This is a genomic window from Halomonas icarae, from assembly GCF_009901955.1.
Lineage (GTDB): Bacteria > Pseudomonadota > Gammaproteobacteria > Pseudomonadales > Halomonadaceae > Halomonas > Halomonas icarae.
Genome location: NZ_WUTS01000001.1, coordinates 1,806,817 through 1,825,026, shown reverse-complemented (window position 1 = coordinate 1,825,026; position 18,210 = coordinate 1,806,817). Strand labels below are relative to the sequence as shown.

Genomic DNA, 18,210 nt, shown 5'->3' with positions numbered 1-18,210 from the left:
TAAGGCAATGGAATATGGTCGCAATGGTCCTCTTGACGATGAGGGCCCTGCGCGTTTATTCCGACAGGATTGACAGCCCACCTCGGTAGCGCGACTCTGTTGCTGACCCGGCCGGGCGCTGGACGCCCTCGGTACCTTGCTCGACCCAACGAACGGAGGCCCCCATGCTGGAAGACTGCAAGAGCGCTCTTGAGCGCTGGGGTGGTGTACACAAGTTGATCGATCGCTGGCTGGATCAGCGTCGTGAGCTGCTGGTCGACTTCGTCGAGCTCAAGGAGATCAGTGATGCCGAGCTGGAAGCGGTCACCAAGGAGCGCATCGATGTCTTCAGCGAACTGCTGATGGACTATATCAGCGCCGGCCACTTCGAGATCTACCCTCAGTTGCGCGAGGAAGCCCGTGCCTTCGAGGATGACTCGGCGCTGGACCTGGCCGATCGCCTGCTGGAACGTCTCGAGATGTCCACCGGACTGGTGCTCGACTTCGATGCAGAATATGCCAGCCCGGGCCGTGTCCGCCAGAATCTCGGGCGCCTGCCCGCCTGGCTGGAACGCCTGGCCCACGGCCTGAGCGAACGCTTCGCCCTGGAGGATGAGCTGATCGGCCGGATTCACGCCCGCCATGCGCCGGATGCGGCCCGGGCCGAGGCCGCCTCCCGCCCTTAGGAGCGCGATTTATCGCGCGATAGTTTTCGTTCGGTGCTCGAAGCGTCCGCCAAGCACCAGCATGCACGGCGTCAGCAGCAGCGTCAGCCCGGTGGCGAAGGTCAGTCCGCCGGCGATGGCGCTGGAGAGCTGGGTCCACCACTGGGTGGAGGGGGCGCCGATCCCCAGGCTGGGGGCGAACAGGTCGACGTTGATCCCCAGTACCATGGGCAGAAGGCCCAGCACCGTGGTGACCGCGGTCAGCAGTACCGGTCGCAGGCGCAAGCTACCCGCCTCCAGGGCGGCATCGAAGGGCGCCAGCCCCTCGTCGCGCAGCTGGTTGTAGGTGTCGATCAGCACGATATTGTTGTTCACCACGATCCCCGCCAGGGCAATGATGCCCATCCCCACCATCACGATGCCAAAGGGCTGGGCGTTGGCCAGCAGCCCCAGCAGCACGCCTGCGGTGGAGAAGATGATCGCCGAAAGCACCAGTCCCGCCTGATAGAAACTGTTGAACTGGGTCACCAGGATCAGCGCCATCAGCCCGATGGCGACCATGAAGGCGCCCGCCAGGAAGCGGCTGGCCTCCTGCTGATCCTCCTTCTCTCCGGCAACATTCACCTGCACCCCCTCGGGCGGCTCACCCGCGGCCTCGAGCAGGGCGCCCAGGCGCTCGTCGGCGCCGGCATCGGGCGTCACATCGGCCTCGAGAGTAATGGCGCGACGCCCATCGATGCGGTGCAGGGTGCCCACCTTGGGTGCCGGCTCCACCGAAACGAAGTGCGACAGTGGCACCTGGCCCCGGGAGGTATTCAGGCTCAGCCGGCTCAGCTGGTCGAGGGTGCGGTCGCCTTCCGGCAACCGGATCCGGATATCGACCTCGTCGTCGACCCCCTCGGGGCGGTAGCTGGCGACCTGAACGCCGGTGGTCAGCAGCTGCACCGCGCTGCCCACGCTGCTGACGTCGGTACCGAAGCGTGCCGCCGCCTCGCGGTCGACCATGACCCGCCACTCCACTCCGGGCAGGCTGCGATTATCCTCGATATCGCGAAAGCCCCCCAGCTCGTTCATCAGCTGGCGTAGCCGCTCCACCGCCTGGTCGGCCAGCTTCGGCGTCTGGCCGCTGATTTCCAGCACGATCGGCTTGCCCTCGCCGGGGCCCATCTGCTGTTCGCGGAACTCCAGTGCCAGGCCGGGCAGGCCGGCGGTGCGCTCACGCATCTCGGCGAAGATCTCGGTCAGCGGGCGGCGGCGGTGCCAGTCGATCAGCTGGAACTGCAGCATGCCGATGACGTCGGCGCCGAGCTGCGTGCCGGGGTTGGCGAAGGAGCGCGCATAGAGCGCCTCGACCTCGCTCATGCCGGCCAGCCGGGCCTCTACCCGCCGCACCATGGCGTCCTTCTCCTCGATGGAAAAGTCGCCGCGGGTGCGCACCACCACCTGGGCGGAGTCGGGTTCCACGCTGGGAAAGAACTCCACGCCATGATTGAAGCGTGCATAGGCGGTATAGATCAGCGCCATCAACAGCAGCGTGAACAGCAGGGTCAGTGCCGGGTGGGCGAGCAGCCGCGACAGGGCACTGCGGTAGAGGCGGCCGCCGGCGGTGGCTCCAAGCGGTGCGGCATGAGACGAGGCCTGGCGGGCGCCGAACACGCCGCCCAGCGTTGGCAGAAACACCAGGGCCATGGCCAGGGAGGCGAGCAGGCACAGAATCACCGTGGCCGGCAGATACTTCATGAACTCGCCGACGAGGCCCGGCCAGAACAGGAGGGGCATGAAGACCGCCAGGGTGGTGGCGGTGGAGGCGATCACCGGCCAGCTCATGCGACTCGCCGCCTCCAGCCAGGCCTGGCGGGGCGCCATGCCCTGGTGCAAATGCCGGTCCGCCAGCTCGCTCACGACGATGGCACCATCGACCAGCATGCCGGCCACCAGGATCAGCGCGAACAGCACCACGATATTGAGGGTGTAGCCCACCGCCCAGATCATCAGGATACCGCTGAGGAAGGCGCCGGGAATCGTCAGGCCCACCAGCATGGCGCTGCGCGCCCCCATGGCGGCCAGGATCACGATCAGCACCAGCACCACGGCGGTGACCACATTGTTGAGCAGCTCCGAGAGCATGTCCTCGACGAACTCGGACTGGTCGGTGATGGTGGTGATCTCGAGGCCCTCGGGGATCAGCCCCTCGGCCTGGGCGAACAGGGCCTGTACCTGCTCCACGGTGGCGATGATATTGGCGCCGGCGCGCTTGGAGATCTCGAGCACCAGCGCCGGTTGACCATCGATGCGGGCATAGCCCTCGGGGTCCTTGAAGGTGGGGCGGATGATGGCCACGTCGCCGAAGGTGACCACCCGGTCGCCATCCACCTTCACCGGCATGGCCATCACATCCTCCAGGGTCTCGATCACCCCGGGCACCTTGATGCCCAGCCGGCCGGCGCCGGTGTCCAGGCTACCGGCGGCCACCAGGCGATTGTTGCGGCTGACCAGATTGAACAGCGTGGCAAAGTCGACGCCATAGCTCTCCAGCACCAGGGGATCGACCACGATCTCGAGCAGCTCCTCGCGGTCGCCGCCGATATCCACCTCCAGCACCTCGGCGATGCCCTCGATCTCCTCCTGGATGCGTCGGGCGATGGCCACGCGCTCAGTCTCGGCTACGGATCCCGAGATGCCGATGGAGAGTACCGGGAACTGGCTGACATTGACCTCCACGACGCGGGGCTCGTCCGCCTCTGAGGGCAGCTCCGCCTTGGCAATATCGACCTTTTCGCGCACATCGGTGAGGGCCTGGTCGGCATCGAAGCCGGCGTCGAACTCCAGGGTCACCGAGGCATGGCCCTCGCTGGACTGGGAGGTCATCTTGCGTAGTCCCTCGATGCTGCGCAGCTCCTGCTCCATGGGGCGCACCAGCAGCCGCTCGCCATCCTCGGGGCTGACCCCTTCCAGGCTCATGGCGACATAGATGATCGGGATGGCGACGTCGGGGTTGGCCTCCTTGGGGATCGCCTGCCAGGCGGCCAGGCCCGCCAGCAGCAGGACGCTCAACAGCATCAGGGTCGTGCGGGCACGTGCTTGAGCGGCCGCGATCAGCTGGCGCATCTTAGCGATTCCTTGTGCCGCTGGTGGGCTTTTCGCCGTTACCCTCAGAGGCATCGGGCGTGACCGGGGTGACGGGCTCGCCGACCTCCACCATGCCGGCCCCCAGGGTGATCAGCCGAACGGTATCGGGCAGCCCGGCCACCCGGGCGCTCTCGAGATCGGCGTCCACCAGCGTGACCGGGGTCTGCACCACCCGATCATCGGCGTCGAGGTGCTTGACGGCCAACTCCCCGTCGGGATTGAGCGCCAGCAGGGCCGGCGAGAGGCGATGCACGCGACGCTCGGGCAGGGTGATCGCCAGGGTGGCGCTGGCGCCGGCCAGGCGGCGTCCCTCGGGATTGTCGGCGTTGACCTCGACCCGGAAGCTGCGTGTGGCCTCATCGGCGCGGCGGGCTACCATGCTCACCTCCCCACTCAACCGCGAGCCATCCAGCAGCCGCAGCTCGGCGGGCTGGCCCGCCTCGAGGGCCAGGGCGTCCTGCTGCGGCGCCGACGCCACCGCGGTGAGCCGCGAGTCGTCTACCAGTCGCCCCCAGTGCTCGCCCGCTTGCAGCAACTCGCCGGGCTCAACATCGAGCCGGTCCAGGGTGCCGGAGAAGGGCGCGGTGAGGCGGGTGTCGTCGCGCTGGCGTCGCAGGACGGCCAGCTCCGCGGCGGCAGCGCTGACATTGGCCTTCAGGCGCAGGTAGTCGGTGCGCGAGATCAACCCGCGCTGGCGCAGGGAGTCGGCGCCGGCCAGTTCGGCCCGCGCCAGCGTCAGGGCATCCTCGGCCTGGGCCAGCCGCGCGGGCAGTTCCTCCTGGGCCTGTTCGAGCAGCAGCTCTCCTGCCTCGACCGAACTGACCTCCGCCACCGGCAAGGCGGCCACGCGCCCGGTGTGGCGCGCGCGCAGCTCCAGCGTGCGGTGCGCCTCCAGCTCGCCCTGCAGCACCAGGGTGGGGGCATGGGTCTCGGCCTCACGGAGCGCCACCTCCACCCGGGGCGGCTCGGCGTCTGCCTCGGCGGCCGAAGGGGGCTCCGGCGGCGCATCACGAAAGCCCTGAATGTCACCCAGCAGCAACCAGGCTAGCAGCAGGATGACCAGTCCGATGGCGAGCAGGGCGGGGAGTGGCGGAAGGCGGTCGCGGGGCATGCGGGTGGTCCATCAACGAGCATGAAGCCGCCAGCATACTATTCCCGGGAGCTATTCTCATACACTCGTTTGTCGCACACTGCTTGCTCACTCCTCACCTTTGGTGCATTGAGTTTTGTGCACTGCAGGCATACCATCTTGGCGGTTTGTTTTCAGGCCAGAGCGGGCTCGTTGCCCGCCCGGCTCGTCCTCACGGCGACAACCCGCGCGTTGACAACCCAAGGAGCCACCATGAAAGAACCCGTTCGCATTGCCATTACCGGCGCCGCCGGCCAGATCAGCTACTCCCTGGCCTTCCGCATCGCCTCCGGCGACATGCTGGGCAAGGACCAGCCGGTCATCCTGCAGCTGCTCGAGATCACCCCGGCCATGGACGCCCTGAACGGCGTGGTCATGGAGCTCAACGACTGTGCCTTCCCGCTGGTGCAGGAGATCGTCGCCACCGACGACCCCAATGTTGCCTTCAAGGACGCCGATTTCGCCCTGCTGGTGGGAGCGCGTCCGCGTGGTCCGGGCATGGAGCGCAAGGACCTGCTGGAAGCCAACGCCGCGATCTTCTCCGTGCAGGGCAAGGCCCTGAACGATAATGCCAGCCGTGATGTGCGGGTGCTGGTGGTGGGCAACCCGGCCAACACCAACGCGCTGATCGCCTCCTGCAACGCGCCGGACCTGAACCCGGGTCAGTTCACCGCGATGATGCGTCTGGACCACAACCGCGCCAAGACCCAGCTGGCCCAGAAGGTCGGCAAGCATGTCACCGACGTGGAGTCGATGATCGTGTGGGGCAACCACAGCGCCACCCAGTACCCGGACCTGGCCCACTGCAAGGTGGACGGCAAGGCGGCCCTGGAGCTGGTCGATCAGGCGTGGTACGAGAACGACTTCATCCCCACCGTGCAGCAGCGCGGCGCCGCCATCATCAAGGCCCGTGGTGCCTCCTCCGCGGCCTCCGCAGCCTCGGCGGCCATCGACCACATGCGTGACTGGGCGCTGGGCAGCGACGGTATCGTCAGCATGGGTATCCCCGCCGACGGCAGCTACGGTGTCGAGCCGGGCATCATGTACTCCTACCCGGTGGTGTGCAAGAACGGTCAGTACGAGATCGTGCAGGGCCTGGAGATCGGTGAGTTCAGCCGCGAGCGCATGAACGCCACCGAGCAGGAGCTGCGTGAAGAGCGTGCCGCCGTGGAGCACCTGCTGGGCTAAATCCAGCCATACGCCTTACGCGGTAAGCCGCAGGTGCGCAATTTATCGCGCGAAAAGCCCCGCCAGGTTCTTTTCCTGGCGGGGCTTCGTGTTTTTCTGATCTCTACGTCTGATCCGGCGCAGCCGGATCAATCGCGCAGGCTCATGATCCGCCAGCCACGGGCCTCGGCGGCCTCGCGCAGGGTGTCGTCGGGGTCGACGGCCACCGGGTACTCCACCACCTCCAGCAGCGGCAGATCATTGTGAGAGTCGCTGTAGAACCAGGCCTCGTCGAGGGTCAGGTCCTTGTCGCTCAGCCACTCATCCAGGCGCTTCACCTTGCCCTCGCGATAGCTGGGCGTGCCGCTCACCCTGCCGGTGTAGTGGCCGTCGATGATCTCGGGCTCCACCGCGATCAGGTCATCGACCCCCAGACGCTCGGCGATGGGGCCGGTGATAAAGCGGTTGGTGGCGGTGATGATCAGCAGGGTATCGCCCCGTGAGCGGTGGCGGGCCAGCAACTCCTCCCCCTTGGGCAGGATATTCGGCTCAATCTTGCTGACCATGAACTGTTGGTGCCAGGCGGCGAGCTGCTCCGGGCTGTTCTCGGCCAGGGGCCTGAGCGCCACCTCGAGAAACGCCTGCATGTCCAGATTGCCGGCCTCGTAATCGGCCAGGAAGCGGTCGTTGGCCTCACGGTAGGCCACAGGGTCGACGGCGCCCTGCTCGAGCAGGAACTCGCCCCAGGCATGGTCGCTGTCGATCGACAGCAGCGTGTTGTCCAGGTCGAAGATGGCCAGACTCACAGAGACTCTCCAGGGTTGCTGACGGGATGGAAGCAAAGCCGGCGATTATGGCAGATGCCGTGTTCCGCTGCATCTTGCGGCACAAGGCGTATTGATGCGCTTCACGGCCTTGTGGAAGAATGGCTGCAATACTGGTTTCAACAAGGTGAAGTCCGTGATCGACGCTGACGGCTTTCGCCCCAACGTTGGCATCATCATCGCCAACGACCAGGGGCAGCTGCTTTGGGCGCGTCGTGTAGGGCAGAATGCGTGGCAGTTTCCCCAGGGAGGCATCAAGGCTGACGAGACACCCAAACAGGCGCTATTTCGAGAGCTCCATGAGGAGATCGGCCTGACGGCCGAAGACGTCGAGATCCTTGCCTGCACCCGGGGTTGGCTGCGCTATCGCCTGCCGCGACGCATGATTCGCACGCATTCCCGGCCGGTCTGTATCGGCCAGAAACAGAAGTGGTTCCTGCTCCGGATTCGCTGTCAGGAGAGCCAGATCTGCATGGATCTCTCCGAGAAGCCGGAGTTCGACGGTTGGCGCTGGGTCAGCTACTGGCACCCGCTGGCCCAGGTGGTGCCCTTCAAGCGTGAGGTGTACCGCCGCGCCTTGAAGGAGCTCTCGCCACGGGCCCAGCGCCTGGCGTTGGGCCATGGTTAGCCACCTGGAGGGCTGAGCCCCGACCGCAACACACGATAACAGCGCGATACGACAGCGCTAACCGACAACAGGGGTACCCACTCGACATGCTCGAGGTCTTGCGCCGCATCATCCAGGAAGTCAACGGGGCCCGCAGCCTGGATGCGGCGCTCTCTACCATGGTGCGGCGCATTCGCAAGGCGATGCAGACCGATGTTTGCTCCTTCTATCTCTTCGATGAGGAGGTGGATAGCCTGGTGCTCATGGAGACCATCGGGCTGCGCAGCCAGGCGGTCGGGCGGGTGAGTCTGCCCGTCGGCGAGGGCCTGGTGGGCCTGGTCGCCATGCGGGAAGAGCCGCTCAACCTCGAGGATGCCCAGGCGCATCCACAGTTTCGCTACTTCGAATCCACCGGCGAGGAGCGTTACTCGAGCTTTCTCGGTGTGCCCATCATTCACCAGCGGCGCATGCTCGGCGTGCTGGTGGTGCAGCAGGCCGAGAAGCGGCGCTACGGTGAGGAGGACGAGGCGTTCCTGGTCACCATGGCCGCCCAGCTGGGTGGCGTGCTGGCCCACGCGCTGGTCACCGGCAATCTGACCCGGCCCGGCCGGCAGGGGCAGGTGCAATTCAAGGGCGTGGCCGCCTCGCCGGGCATGGCGATCGGCGAGGCGGTGGTGATCGCGGCACCCGCCGACCTCGACAGCGTGCCCGACCTGATACCGACCGATGTCGAGTACGAGATTACCCGCCTCAAGGAGGCGATCGGAGGCGTGCGTGAGGAGATTCGCGCCGCGGGGGCGCGCCTGGCCAGCCGCATCTCGGCCCAGGAGCTGGCACTGTTCGAGGTCTATCAGCAGATGCTCAGCGAGGCCGCGCTCTCCCAGGAGGTAGAGAAGCGCATCCGCGAGGGGCAGTGGGCCCCGGGTGCCCTGGCCGATGTGGTCAAGCGACACGTCCAGTATCTGGAGCGGGTCGATGACGACTATCTGCGCGAGCGCGCAGCGGATGTGCGTGACCTGGGGCGTCGGGTGCTGGCCCATCTGCAGGAGGAGAGTCCCCAGACCCCCAGTGTCTATCCCGAGCGCACCATCCTGGTGGGAGATGAACTGAGCGTGGCGCTGCTCGGCGAGGTGCCGCGTGACAAGCTCGTCGGCCTGGTCTCGGTGCGTGGCTCGAGCACCTCCCATGTGGCGATCCTGGCGCGCGCGATGGGGATTCCCACGGTGCTGGGCATGGTCGATCTGCCACTGCCGCGACTTTCCGGCGAGCGGCTGATCCTCGATGGCCATCGAGGACGACTCTACATGCGCCCCGGTGCCGATCTTCTGACCCACTATGAGGGCATGATCAGTGAGGAGGCGGCGCTGGCCGAGGTGCTCGAGCACGAGCAGCACCTGCCCAGCTGCACCCCCGACGGCCACACCATGCCGCTGATGGTCAACACCGGCCTGGCGGTGGACGCGGTGGCGTCGCTCAAGCCGCGCATCAGCGGAGTAGGGCTCTACCGCACCGAGGTGCCCTTCATGGTCACCGAGCGCTTCCCCGGCGAACAGGAGCAGACACGCCTCTATCGCGACCAGCTCGAGAGCTTTGCCCCCCTGCCGGTGGTCATGCGCACCCTGGATATCGGTGGCGACAAGGACCTGCCCTACTTTCCCATCGAGGAGGCCAACCCCTTCCTCGGCTGGCGCGGGATCCGTGTCACCCTCGACCATCCCGAGGTCTTGATGGTCCAGCTGCGTGCGATGTTGCGCGCCTCCCAGGGGTTGGACAATCTGCAGGTGCTGCTGCCCATGATCACCAATGTCGACGAGGTCGACACCGCCCAGCGCCTGCTCGAGCGTGCCATCGTCGAGCTGGGCGAGGAGGGCGTGGTGGTGCCCAAGCCCCGAGTGGGAGTGATGATCGAGGTGCCGGCGACCCTCTATCAGCTCGACGCCCTGGCCGCGCGGGTCGACTTCTTCTCGGTCGGCAGCAACGACCTGACCCAGTATCTGCTGGCAGTGGATCGCAACAATCCGCGGGTCGCCGACCTCTACGACGCCTGCCACCCCGCGGTGCTCTCCGCCCTGGCCCTGCTGGCCAGCGAATCGCGCCGTCTCGAGATGCCCATCTCGGTGTGCGGCGAACTGGCCGGTGACCCGGCAGGTGCGCTGCTGCTGATGGGCATGGGCTTCGGCGCGCTCTCCATGAACGCCCCCAGCCTGCCGCGAGTACGCGCCGCCATTCGTCGGGTGCCGCTGAAAGATGCCCAGGAACTGGTCGACCAGACCCTGCGCCTCGATAGCCCCGACGAGGTGCGCCGCCATCTCAATCAGCGCATTGGCGAATGGGAGCTCGCCCACCTGATGCCGCCGCGGGATTGAGCGCTAAGCCGTAGGACGTAGGAGCGCGATTTATCGGTGGTCCGACATTTCGGCGATCAAAAAGGTCTCCCCCTCCGCTACTCCCCCCGGCCCGAAGCGTTTCTCCCCGATCTCCATGCGCCCGCTGGCGTGCCAGTTCAACCAGGTCATCGCGCGAGTGCCATAGGTGTCGCCGACGATAAAGGGCGAGGAGAGGGTGCGCTCCAGATCGAAACCCACGCCGGTATCCGGCAGGGCGTGATCGTCGGCGGGGCGTGAGTCGGCCATCGCCGCCAGGGCGTCCTCCGGCCAGCGGCCATGCTGAATGGCGTGGCCGAGCCCCCGGCGGGCCTCGATCAGCTTCGGCCAGGGAGTATTGAGGGCGGCATTGGAGAGTCCGTGGAGGCCGGGTGGCACTTGGCGCAGCCAGACCCCGTCGAGGCCGCGATGCAGGTGCCACAGCCGTTCGCCATCACCGGCCAGCAGATTGAAGCCGGCATAACGCAGCGCCTCGCCCCGCTCCAGATGCGCCAGCCAGCCCTCCAGCTCGGGGTGAGTCAAGGCATCATGGACCAGGCCACCACGGCTCGGCGCGCCATCGGGTACCCGCAGGCGTGGGTCGCGCACATTGGTGACCGCCGCGAAGCGGCCACCGCGGTGGATCGCCAGCCAGGTGCCGCCGGCTTCCAGGTCGCGACCGCCGACAATCTCGGGGGCGTCGCACCAGGCGGCCAGCGCAGCGGCGGGGCGGGCGTGAAATTCGTCGCGATTGGCGACCAGGCGCAAGGGCCAGGTGTCGCCTGGACGATGGTCGAAGGCAATCAGACACATACGGCCAGCTTAGCGGCTCGAGATCAAGCGGGGAAGCCCGCGATGACAGCCGCCGCGTGGCGGCGTACACTCGGCCCACACCTCGTTAACGGCTAACATGACGGATGCGAAACGAGTTGCGCGGCGCACGGCGCCCTTCTCCCCTTATCATGGTGGCGCTGCTGATCCAGCTGGCCCTGCTGGTGGGCGGTGCCGGCCTTCTGCTGTATGCCGGTGGCGAAGCCTCGGCCTGGCTGATGGCCCTGCTGTTGGGTTCGAGCCTTAACCTGATGCTGCTGGTGCTGCAGCCCTGCCGCTGGCCGCGGGGTCAACGGGACCCAGCGCCGGTCGAGGAGCCGGCTACGCCTCGCAACAAGCCGGTGGTTGATGCCGGGGCGTCGTTGGCCGAAGCGCGGCTGCGCCGTCAGGTGCGCGACCTTCAGGATGATCTCGCCCAAGGCAAGCAGAAGCTTTCCCGATTGATGGCGGGCCGCGAGCGGGCCCGCGAGGCATCGCGGCTTAAATCCGATTATCTGAGCCTGATGGGCCGCGAGCTGCAGCGCCTGCGCCAGCGGCTCGACGAACTCGCCGGCGATCCGGCATCAGCCCCCCGCGCCGAGACGACTCTCGTCAACGAGCTGCGCGAGCGCCTCGTCGACCTGGGTGAACTGCTCAAGGGGCTGACCGGAGGTGAAGAGGCGTCGACGCGGCCATCCACTCGCCAGGGGCGCGTGCTGATCGTCGACGACGGCCCGGTCAATCTGATGCTGGCCCGTCAGGTACTGGAGCGTGAAGGGCTCGATGTCACCGCGGTCACCTCGGGGAGCGAGGCCCTGGCGCTTCAGAAACAGGAACACTTCGATCTGGTGCTGATGGATATCTTTATGGAAGGCATGGACGGCATGGAAACCAGCCGCCGCTGGCGTGAACAGGAGCGAGCCGGGCACGGGGGGAATGGCAGTGTGCTGGTCGCGCTGACCGCCAACGTGGGCGACGATGATCGGCGGCGTTTCAGCGAAGCGGGGCTGGATGACTTCCTCGCCAAGCCCTATCGCCCCCAGGAGCTGGTCGAGCGGGTCATCCGCTGGCTGCCCGAGCGCCTCGTGGAGCCCGACGCATGACGCTACTGCTGGTCTTCGTCGGCTACCTGGCGCTGGGCGCCGTTGCCGGGACCCTGGCCGGCCTGTTCGGGGTCGGAGGAGGGTTGATCATCGTGCCCGCCCTGGTCGTGGCGTTTGGCGTTCAGGGAGTGTCTCCCGAGATCACCATGCACCTGGCGGTGGGCACATCGCTCGCCACCATCGTGGTGACCGGCGCCTCGTCGGCCTGGGGTCACTACCGGCGCGGCAGCATCCATCAGCCGTGGTTTGTGGCCCTGCTGCCCGGGCTGCTGCTAGGCGCCATCGCCGGCGTGTTCGTCGCCGATGGCCTCTCCGCCGGCAGCCTGGGTACCCTGTTCGGGATATTCGTGCTGGTGATGGCGGCGCGCATGGCGCTGTCGCGCGGGCCACGCCCTGGCAGTGTGGCACCGGGGCGGGCCACCATGGCCGCCGCCGGTGGGGTGATCGGTGGTATCTCCGCGCTGTTCGGCATCGGTGGTGGCACCCTCTGCGTGCCCTGGCTGACGCGCTGTGGTGCAACGCTGACCCAGGCCGTAGGCACCTCGGCCGCCTGCGGAATTCCCATTGCCCTGTTTGGCGCGGCCACCTTTGCGGTACTCGGCTGGGGCAATGCCCTGCTTCCCGCCGGTGCCACCGGCTTCGTGATGTGGCCGGCACTGCTGGGCATCGTGCTCGCCAGCGTGCCCTGCGCACGCCTCGGTGTCAGGCTGGCCCATCGCCTGCCTGCCCGAGTGCTGCGCCTGGCCTTCGCTGCCCTGTTGGCCTCGGTCGGTCTTACCTTCGTGCTATAGCGACTCGGCTTCGCCGAGAGCTATAAGCCATACGCTTTACGCTGCAAGAAGGCCTTTAGCGTAGGCTTGATGGCCATAGACTGGCTCACGACTCACGACTCACGACTCACGACTCACGACTCACGACTCACGACTCACGACTCACAGCTTACGTCTTCCAGTGTTTAAGGATTTCCATGCTCTCCTACCCTGATATCAACCCCGTGGCGATCTCCCTCGGCCCCTTCCAGGTGCACTGGTATGGCCTGATGTATTTGGTGGGCTTCGTCGCCGCCTGGTTCCTGGGGCGCCGGCGCGCCGCGCGAATTGACCTGAGCCAGGACGATATTGGCGACCTGATCTTCTACGCCGCCCTGGGGGTCGTGCTGGGTGGTCGGCTGGGCTATGCGCTCTTCTATGGTCTCGACCAGTGGCTGGCCGATCCGCTGTGGATCGTGCGGGTGTGGGATGGCGGCATGAGCTTCCATGGCGGCCTGCTCGGTGTGCTGGTGGCCATGTGGTGGTTTGCCAGAAAGAAGCGGCTGGCGTTCTTCACTCTGACCGACTTCGTGGCCCCGCTGGTGCCCATCGGCCTGGGGGCGGGGCGCATCGGCAACTTCATCAACCACGAACTGCCTGGGGCGATCACCGAGATGCCCTGGGGCATGCCATTCCCCGGGCTCGGCCCCGAGCCGCGCCACCCCTCGTCGCTCTATGAAGCGGCCCTCGAAGGGGCGGTACTGTTCATCGTGCTGTGGTGTGTTACCGCCACGCCGCGCCGCCGTGGCCTGACCTCGGGGCTGTTCCTCACGCTCTATGGCGCCTTCCGCTTCCTGGTGGAGTTCTACCGCCTGCCGGATGCCCATATCGGTTACCTGGCCTTCGGCTGGTTCACCATGGGCATGCTGCTGACGCTACCGATGATCGCCGGTGGAGTGGCACTGATCGCCTGGTCGCGCCGCCAACCGGTGGATGCCAAGGTAGCGTAGAGGCGCGATTTATCGCCCGGTGAGTCGGGCTCCTACAGAATGGTTGCAAGCCACCGATCTCGTAGGAGCGCGATTTATCGCGCGATGCCCGGCCTCCCATCGCCACCGTTGGACGTGTAGAATCCGCCTTCCAGCCATCCGCCCCTGACGATACCGTGACCGACGATACTCAGCCCGCCCTCGAACAGCCCGCTCTCGAGCAGCCCTACCTCGACCTGATGCGCCAGGTGCTAGACCATGGTGTGGAGCGTGACGATCGCACCGGGGTAGGGACCCGTTCGATCTTCGGCCACCAGATGCGCTTCGACCTGGCCCGCGGCTTTCCGCTGCTGACCACCAAGAAGCTCCACACCCGCTCGATCTTCCACGAGCTGCTGTGGTTCCTGGCCGGCGACACCAATATTGGCTACCTCAAGGAGCATGGCGTTCGCATCTGGGACGAGTGGGCCGATACCAACGGCGACCTGGGGCCGATCTATGGCTACCAATGGCGCAGCTGGCCCGACCCCCGCGGTGGCCATGTCGACCAGATCGCGGGCCTGCTCGAGCAGCTGCGGGTCAATCCGCGCTCACGGCGCCTGATCGTCTCCGCCTGGAACCCCGCCCAGGTCGACGAGATGCAGCTGCCCCCTTGTCACTGCCTGTTCCAGTTCTACGTGGCCGAGGGGCGACTCTCCTGCCAGCTCTACCAGCGCAGCGCCGATATCTTCCTGGGCGTGCCCTTCAATATCGCCAGCTATGCGCTGCTGACCCAGATGATCGCCCAGGTGGCGGGGTTGGCGCCCGGCGAATTTATCCACACCCTGGGCGATGCCCATCTCTATCTGAATCATCTCGAGCAGGCCGAGGAGCAGCTGTCACGTGCCCCGCGCCCGGCGCCCCGGCTGGTGCTCGACCCTGATGTGTCCGATCTGTTCGACTTTCGCATCGAGCATATCGCCATCGAGGGCTATGACCCTCATCCACACATCAAGGCGGAGGTTGCCGTATGAGCCAGGCCGAGCCAGTGAGCAACGAGGCGTTCATGGATGACACCCTGGTGCCCATCGCCATGATCGCCGCCATGGATCGCCATCGAGTGATCGGCGTCGACAACGCGCTGCCGTGGTACCTGCCCGAGGACCTCAAGTTCTTCAAGCGCATGACCCAGGCCAAACCGCTGGTGATGGGGCGCAAGACCTTTCAGTCCATCGGCCGGCCGCTGCCCGGGCGGCTGAATATCGTGGTGACTCGTGACGAGAGCTTTCAGCATGACGGCATCCGCGTCTGCCACGATATCGCCTCGGCGCTGACCCTGGCCGACCAGCAGGCGACCATCGATGGGGCGGAGGAGATCATGGTGATGGGGGGCGCCGAGATCTATGCCCAGGCGTTGCCCCACGCCAGCCGCCTCTACCTGACCGAAGTGGATATCGAGGTGGAGGGCGATGCCCGCTTCCCCGAGATCGATTCTGACGAATGGGTGGAGGTCCAGCGGGTGGCCGGTAGCCCCGCCGAAGGGCAGCCCGCCTACGACTTCGTCGAGTACCGTCGTCGCGAAGATCAGCACCGGGAGAGCGTCGGCGCCTAACGACATTTGTCATGGGCGCGCATCTGGCACAGACTTGATGACACCGCCTGTATCTCAGAGTCTGTGGAAGGAGAACGGTTTGGCCGAGCAACGCGTACACTCGCTGCTGGACGCCCTGGATGGGCGCACCCGATCGCTGCTGGAGCGCCTGGCAAATGAGCGAGGGGCTCGCCGCCACGCCGAGAGCGTGCAGGGTGAGCTCGCCCAGCGGCTCGGTGAGCTGGAACGCCGCCTGGCCGAGGCGCAAGCCGCCCACCGGGAGCTCGCCGAAGCGCACCGCGGGCTGGAAGAGACATACCGCATCCTGGAGGGTGAGCGGCGCAGGCTGGAGGAGCAGTGTCGTGAGCTGGAGGAGGAGTGCCGCGAGCTCGACGAGCAGAACAGCGAGCTGGAGGCCCATAACCGCCATCTTCACGAACGTTTGACCAGCGGCCAACCTGCCGAGGGCGGCTTCCGCCCCGGTCGACGCTCCCAGGGGCTCTCCGCGCTGATCGGCCACCGTCCGGCGGCTCAGACAAATACCGCAGCATCGGCACCGGCGGATCAATCCGTTCCCCACAGCGATGATTTAGGCCACCCGCCTCGTAGGAGCGCGATTTATCGCGCGATGGATGCCCCGCAATCGCCTGAAGAGTCGCCGCAATCGCCGGATACATCCGGCTCCTACCAGGCGGGCGTATCGGAAACACCGCAATCGCCGATATGTCGGACCACGGATAAATCCGGCTCCTACCAGGCGGAGGTGTCCGATGCTTCCCACCCTGTAGGAGCCCGATTTATCGGGCGAGAGGAGGGGCCACCCTCACCCCAGGCGCTGCTCGGCGAGTGGTATACGCGCTACCCCAATGCCTTCTTCAAGGGCCATACCCGCCCCTTGATGGTCGGTATCCACGAGCTGCTGGCCAGCCGCGAGCCCTGGCCCGAGAAGCTGGTGCGGCGCGCCCTGGCCTGCTACGTCAATCTGCCGCGCTACCTCAAGGCGATGCGCGAGAACGCTGAGCGCATCGATCTCGACGGCCAGCCCACCGGCAAGGTGGATGCCCAGGCCGCCGACTACGCTCACCGCAAGCTCGACCGCCTGCAGGGTGAGAAGCGTGCCGGGAAGGGGCGCAACAGCCAGGCCCGACAGCAACAGCGCCGTGGCAAGGCGACCAAGGAGTCGGCCAAGGGCAAGAGTCAGCCGAATGCCAAGGTGAAGGGCGATGCCAGGCAAGTCGCCTCGAAAGGGCAGGGCGCTATTGCCGATTCGGCCCCCCACCAGGCCGATGTCGCGTCATCACCGAGCACCATGGAAGAGAAACTCTCGGCCCTGATGGCCAAGCATAATGGTCGCTGACTATCTCTTAATCGATTGATTTAACTGATTATTAATTTTTTGGTGCTAACGATATGGCGCGTTGGCAGGCGTTGACTTGTGTTCGTCATATCGGCAGGGCATTATGCAGCAACCGCCGTGAGGCGCGTGTTTGCATTTTTGGTGGAAAGTTCCGCGTGGTGAGGGCGGCACATAGGAAAACAGTGTTTTTTCTTCTTGCGTTCCCTCATGACCCGGTATAAGGTTGCTCCTGCGAGCATTGGAATATAACTAAGGCTTTGCCGAAGTGTGGCTCGCACCGGCACTCACCCTTCGCGAGAAGGTTAGCCGAGACGAGCCGGCGCAGACCGGCCAGGCCTGCCGAACCGCCCAAGAGTGGTCGGCAACAAACGATCGAAACAGACTGCTAGTCAAAGGAACATCATCATGATGAAGAAGACACTGTTAGCGACTGCTATTGCTGGCGCCATGATCGCCACCGGCGCTCAGGCTGCTACCGTTTATGACCAGGACGGCACCAAACTGGACGTCTATGGCCGTATCGCCATGGGCGTCGCCGGCGGTGGTGTTGACCGTAACGAAGATACTGGCGCTGAAATCAACAACGATGCAGATTTCGTTGATGTCTACTCGCGTCTCGGCCTGCGCATGAGTCATGAAGTCACCTCCGACTTGACCGCCTTCGGTCGCGTCGAGTGGCGTTTCCGCGCGGACGAGTCAGGTAACAAGTTCGGCAACGACTTTGATGCCTTCAGTGAGACCCGCCAGGCCTACATCGGTCTGCGCAGCGATAGTTGGGGTACCGTGCAGGCGGGTAACTTCGACTCCATCTATAACCAGTATGTCTCTCTGCCGTTCGATGTCTACATCGACCGCGGCCTGGAGTTCGCTGGCCACACGATTCAGTCACGTGGGGACTCCGTCGCCTATATGACCCCGAATCTGGCCGGCTTCAGCGTCGCACTGCAGGGTAAGCATTACAGCAACCGCGGTGCAGAACTTGGTGAAGATGGTGCTACCCAAGCAGATGTCGATAAGAGCACCGAAGTGGCCTTCCAGGGTGCGCTGAAGTACGAAATCGATAACCTGCGCCTGGCGCTGGGTGCCGTCGATGACGTCGTCGAAGGTGGCGGCAACGACGAGATGCTCTACGGTGCTACTGCTTCCTATGAGTTTATGCCGGGCTTCTCCGGTCGTCTGGGCTACGAGACCCAAGATGACAGCGGTAATGGCGCTAAAGACGGCTTTGACACTTGGGGTGTCGGTATGAGCTACGCCGTCAACCAGTGGGCCTTTGCCCTCGACTACTACAAGGTTGATGAGGATAAGCGCGACAGTAAGCGTGATGCTTGGGCCGCCGGCGCGTACTACAATGTCAGCGACAGCTTCCAGACGTTCCTGGAGCTGAACGATGCAGATGCCGATCTGAAAGATTCCAAGATCAAAGAGCTGAACGACGACGTCTACTACCTGGTCGGCGCTCGCTACTTCTTCTAAGCGACGCTGTCCCTCGCCACTAGCGAGCGTAGTATGAACGAGGCCGGCCCCTTGAGGGCCGGCTTTCTTATGCCTGATATATGAGTGGCATCAGTGCCAGCTCAGCCGTGGCGGAGTGTTCCAGGCACGTGAAGACCTCAAGCATGCTATTGCGTGTGATTGGGTAAGGCTGATGCCGAATGGCGCATATGGAATGAGTGCGCTGAGCGTACTGGAGTAAGCGAACGGGCATCACCGCTTGCGAGTAATCAGGCAGTGTGCTGCCAGTGATGGGGCAGGAGCTCGTGGAGCTG

Annotated in this window: 15 protein-coding genes; 11 read left to right on the top strand and 4 right to left on the bottom strand. The window is 65.5% G+C overall.

Annotated features, from left to right (window positions below):
• Positions 1–164 precede the first annotated feature (164 nt).
• A complete protein-coding gene (rsd, locus tag GRB80_RS08420; RefSeq protein ID WP_132041814.1) occupies positions 165–665 on the top strand; it encodes a sigma D regulator in 501 nt (166 codons plus the stop codon).
• 9 nt (positions 666–674) lie between these two features.
• On the opposite strand, the gene GRB80_RS08415 is transcribed toward rsd, so the two are convergent.
• Together GRB80_RS08415 and GRB80_RS08410 are read right to left on the bottom strand one after the other, a co-directional pair.
• Positions 675–3,752 carry an efflux RND transporter permease subunit gene (locus GRB80_RS08415; protein ID WP_161423245.1) on the bottom strand — a complete coding sequence of 1,026 codons (3,078 nt, stop codon included), beginning with the start codon at positions 3,750–3,752 and terminating at the stop codon, positions 675–677.
• A 1-nt stretch (position 3,753) separates the two neighbouring features.
• Positions 3,754–4,884 (bottom strand): efflux RND transporter periplasmic adaptor subunit, encoded by a 1,131-nt coding sequence (locus GRB80_RS08410; protein ID WP_161423244.1) that lies wholly within the window; start codon positions 4,882–4,884, stop codon positions 3,754–3,756.
• A 231-nt stretch (positions 4,885–5,115) separates the two neighbouring features.
• Between GRB80_RS08410 and GRB80_RS08405 the strand changes: the two genes are divergently transcribed.
• Positions 5,116–6,090, top strand: coding sequence for a malate dehydrogenase (locus GRB80_RS08405; protein ID WP_132041811.1), 975 nt, complete (start codon positions 5,116–5,118; stop codon positions 6,088–6,090).
• Between the two features lie 128 nt (positions 6,091–6,218).
• On the opposite strand, the gene GRB80_RS08400 is transcribed toward GRB80_RS08405, so the two are convergent.
• The gene (locus tag GRB80_RS08400; protein WP_132041810.1) at positions 6,219–6,875 is read right to left on the bottom strand and encodes a histidinol-phosphatase; all 657 of its coding nucleotides are present in this window, start codon (positions 6,873–6,875) and stop codon (positions 6,219–6,221) included.
• Between the two features lie 154 nt (positions 6,876–7,029).
• Here GRB80_RS08400 and GRB80_RS08395 point away from each other — a divergent pair, with 154 nt between their 5' ends.
• Both GRB80_RS08395 and ptsP read left to right on the top strand, forming a co-directional pair.
• Positions 7,030–7,521: an RNA pyrophosphohydrolase gene (locus tag GRB80_RS08395; protein WP_205741939.1), complete on the top strand. Its 492-nt coding sequence runs from the start codon at positions 7,030–7,032 to the stop codon at positions 7,519–7,521.
• A gap of 86 nt (positions 7,522–7,607) precedes the next feature.
• On the top strand, positions 7,608–9,866 hold the full coding sequence (gene ptsP / locus GRB80_RS08390; protein ID WP_161423243.1) for a phosphoenolpyruvate--protein phosphotransferase: 2,259 nt from the start codon (positions 7,608–7,610) through the stop codon (positions 9,864–9,866).
• 30 nt (positions 9,867–9,896) lie between these two features.
• On the opposite strand, the gene GRB80_RS08385 is transcribed toward ptsP, so the two are convergent.
• On the bottom strand, positions 9,897–10,676 hold the full coding sequence (locus GRB80_RS08385) for an NRDE family protein (protein WP_161423242.1): 780 nt from the start codon (positions 10,674–10,676) through the stop codon (positions 9,897–9,899).
• Between the two features lie 104 nt (positions 10,677–10,780).
• Here GRB80_RS08385 and GRB80_RS08380 point away from each other — a divergent pair, with 104 nt between their 5' ends.
• The 7 genes from GRB80_RS08380 (at position 10,781) to GRB80_RS08350 (ending at position 17,917) form a co-directional block, all read left to right on the top strand.
• Entirely contained in the window at positions 10,781–11,776 is a 996-nt protein-coding gene (locus tag GRB80_RS08380; protein ID WP_161423241.1) for a response regulator, read from the top strand.
• Positions 11,773–12,567, top strand: coding sequence for a sulfite exporter TauE/SafE family protein (locus GRB80_RS08375; RefSeq protein WP_161423240.1), 795 nt, complete (start codon positions 11,773–11,775; stop codon positions 12,565–12,567). Before GRB80_RS08380 ends, GRB80_RS08375 begins: the two co-directional genes overlap by 4 nt.
• A gap of 176 nt (positions 12,568–12,743) precedes the next feature.
• A complete protein-coding gene (lgt, locus tag GRB80_RS08370) occupies positions 12,744–13,535 on the top strand; it encodes a prolipoprotein diacylglyceryl transferase (RefSeq protein ID WP_161423239.1) in 792 nt (263 codons plus the stop codon).
• Positions 13,536–13,753: 218 nt separating this feature from the next.
• The gene (locus GRB80_RS08365) at positions 13,754–14,527 is read left to right on the top strand and encodes a thymidylate synthase (protein WP_161424281.1); all 774 of its coding nucleotides are present in this window, start codon (positions 13,754–13,756) and stop codon (positions 14,525–14,527) included.
• Positions 14,524–15,105 (top strand): dihydrofolate reductase, encoded by a 582-nt coding sequence (locus tag GRB80_RS08360; protein ID WP_161423238.1) that lies wholly within the window; start codon positions 14,524–14,526, stop codon positions 15,103–15,105. Before GRB80_RS08365 ends, GRB80_RS08360 begins: the two co-directional genes overlap by 4 nt.
• Before the next feature lie 79 nt (positions 15,106–15,184).
• On the top strand, positions 15,185–16,441 hold the full coding sequence (locus GRB80_RS16350; protein ID WP_237561943.1) for a ProQ/FINO family protein: 1,257 nt from the start codon (positions 15,185–15,187) through the stop codon (positions 16,439–16,441).
• A 405-nt stretch (positions 16,442–16,846) separates the two neighbouring features.
• Positions 16,847–17,917, top strand: coding sequence for a porin (locus GRB80_RS08350; RefSeq protein ID WP_309663592.1), 1,071 nt, complete (start codon positions 16,847–16,849; stop codon positions 17,915–17,917).
• The last annotated feature ends 293 nt before the right edge of the window (positions 17,918–18,210 follow it).

Bases quoted from the DNA above. Each gene is read 5' to 3' on its own strand.
- lgt (WP_161423239.1), top strand. From the start codon at position 12,744: ATGCTCTCCTACCCTGATATCAACCCCGTGGCGATCTCCCTCGGCCCC.
- GRB80_RS08360 (WP_161423238.1), top strand. From the start codon at position 14,524: ATGAGCCAGGCCGAGCCAGTGAGCAACGAGGCGTTCATGGATGACACC.
- GRB80_RS08385 (WP_161423242.1), bottom strand. From the start codon at position 10,676: ATGTGTCTGATTGCCTTCGACCATCGTCCAGGCGACACCTGGCCCTTG.
- GRB80_RS08380 (WP_161423241.1), top strand. From the start codon at position 10,781: ATGCGAAACGAGTTGCGCGGCGCACGGCGCCCTTCTCCCCTTATCATG.
- GRB80_RS08410 (WP_161423244.1), bottom strand. From the start codon at position 4,884: ATGCCCCGCGACCGCCTTCCGCCACTCCCCGCCCTGCTCGCCATCGGA.
- GRB80_RS08415 (WP_161423245.1), bottom strand. From the start codon at position 3,752: ATGCGCCAGCTGATCGCGGCCGCTCAAGCACGTGCCCGCACGACCCTG.
- GRB80_RS08365 (WP_161424281.1), top strand. From the start codon at position 13,754: ATGCGCCAGGTGCTAGACCATGGTGTGGAGCGTGACGATCGCACCGGG.
- GRB80_RS08375 (WP_161423240.1), top strand. From the start codon at position 11,773: ATGACGCTACTGCTGGTCTTCGTCGGCTACCTGGCGCTGGGCGCCGTT.
- ptsP (WP_161423243.1), top strand. From the start codon at position 7,608: ATGCTCGAGGTCTTGCGCCGCATCATCCAGGAAGTCAACGGGGCCCGC.
- rsd (WP_132041814.1), top strand. From the start codon at position 165: ATGCTGGAAGACTGCAAGAGCGCTCTTGAGCGCTGGGGTGGTGTACAC.
- GRB80_RS08350 (WP_309663592.1), top strand. From the start codon at position 16,847: ATGATGAAGAAGACACTGTTAGCGACTGCTATTGCTGGCGCCATGATC.
- GRB80_RS08405 (WP_132041811.1), top strand. From the start codon at position 5,116: ATGAAAGAACCCGTTCGCATTGCCATTACCGGCGCCGCCGGCCAGATC.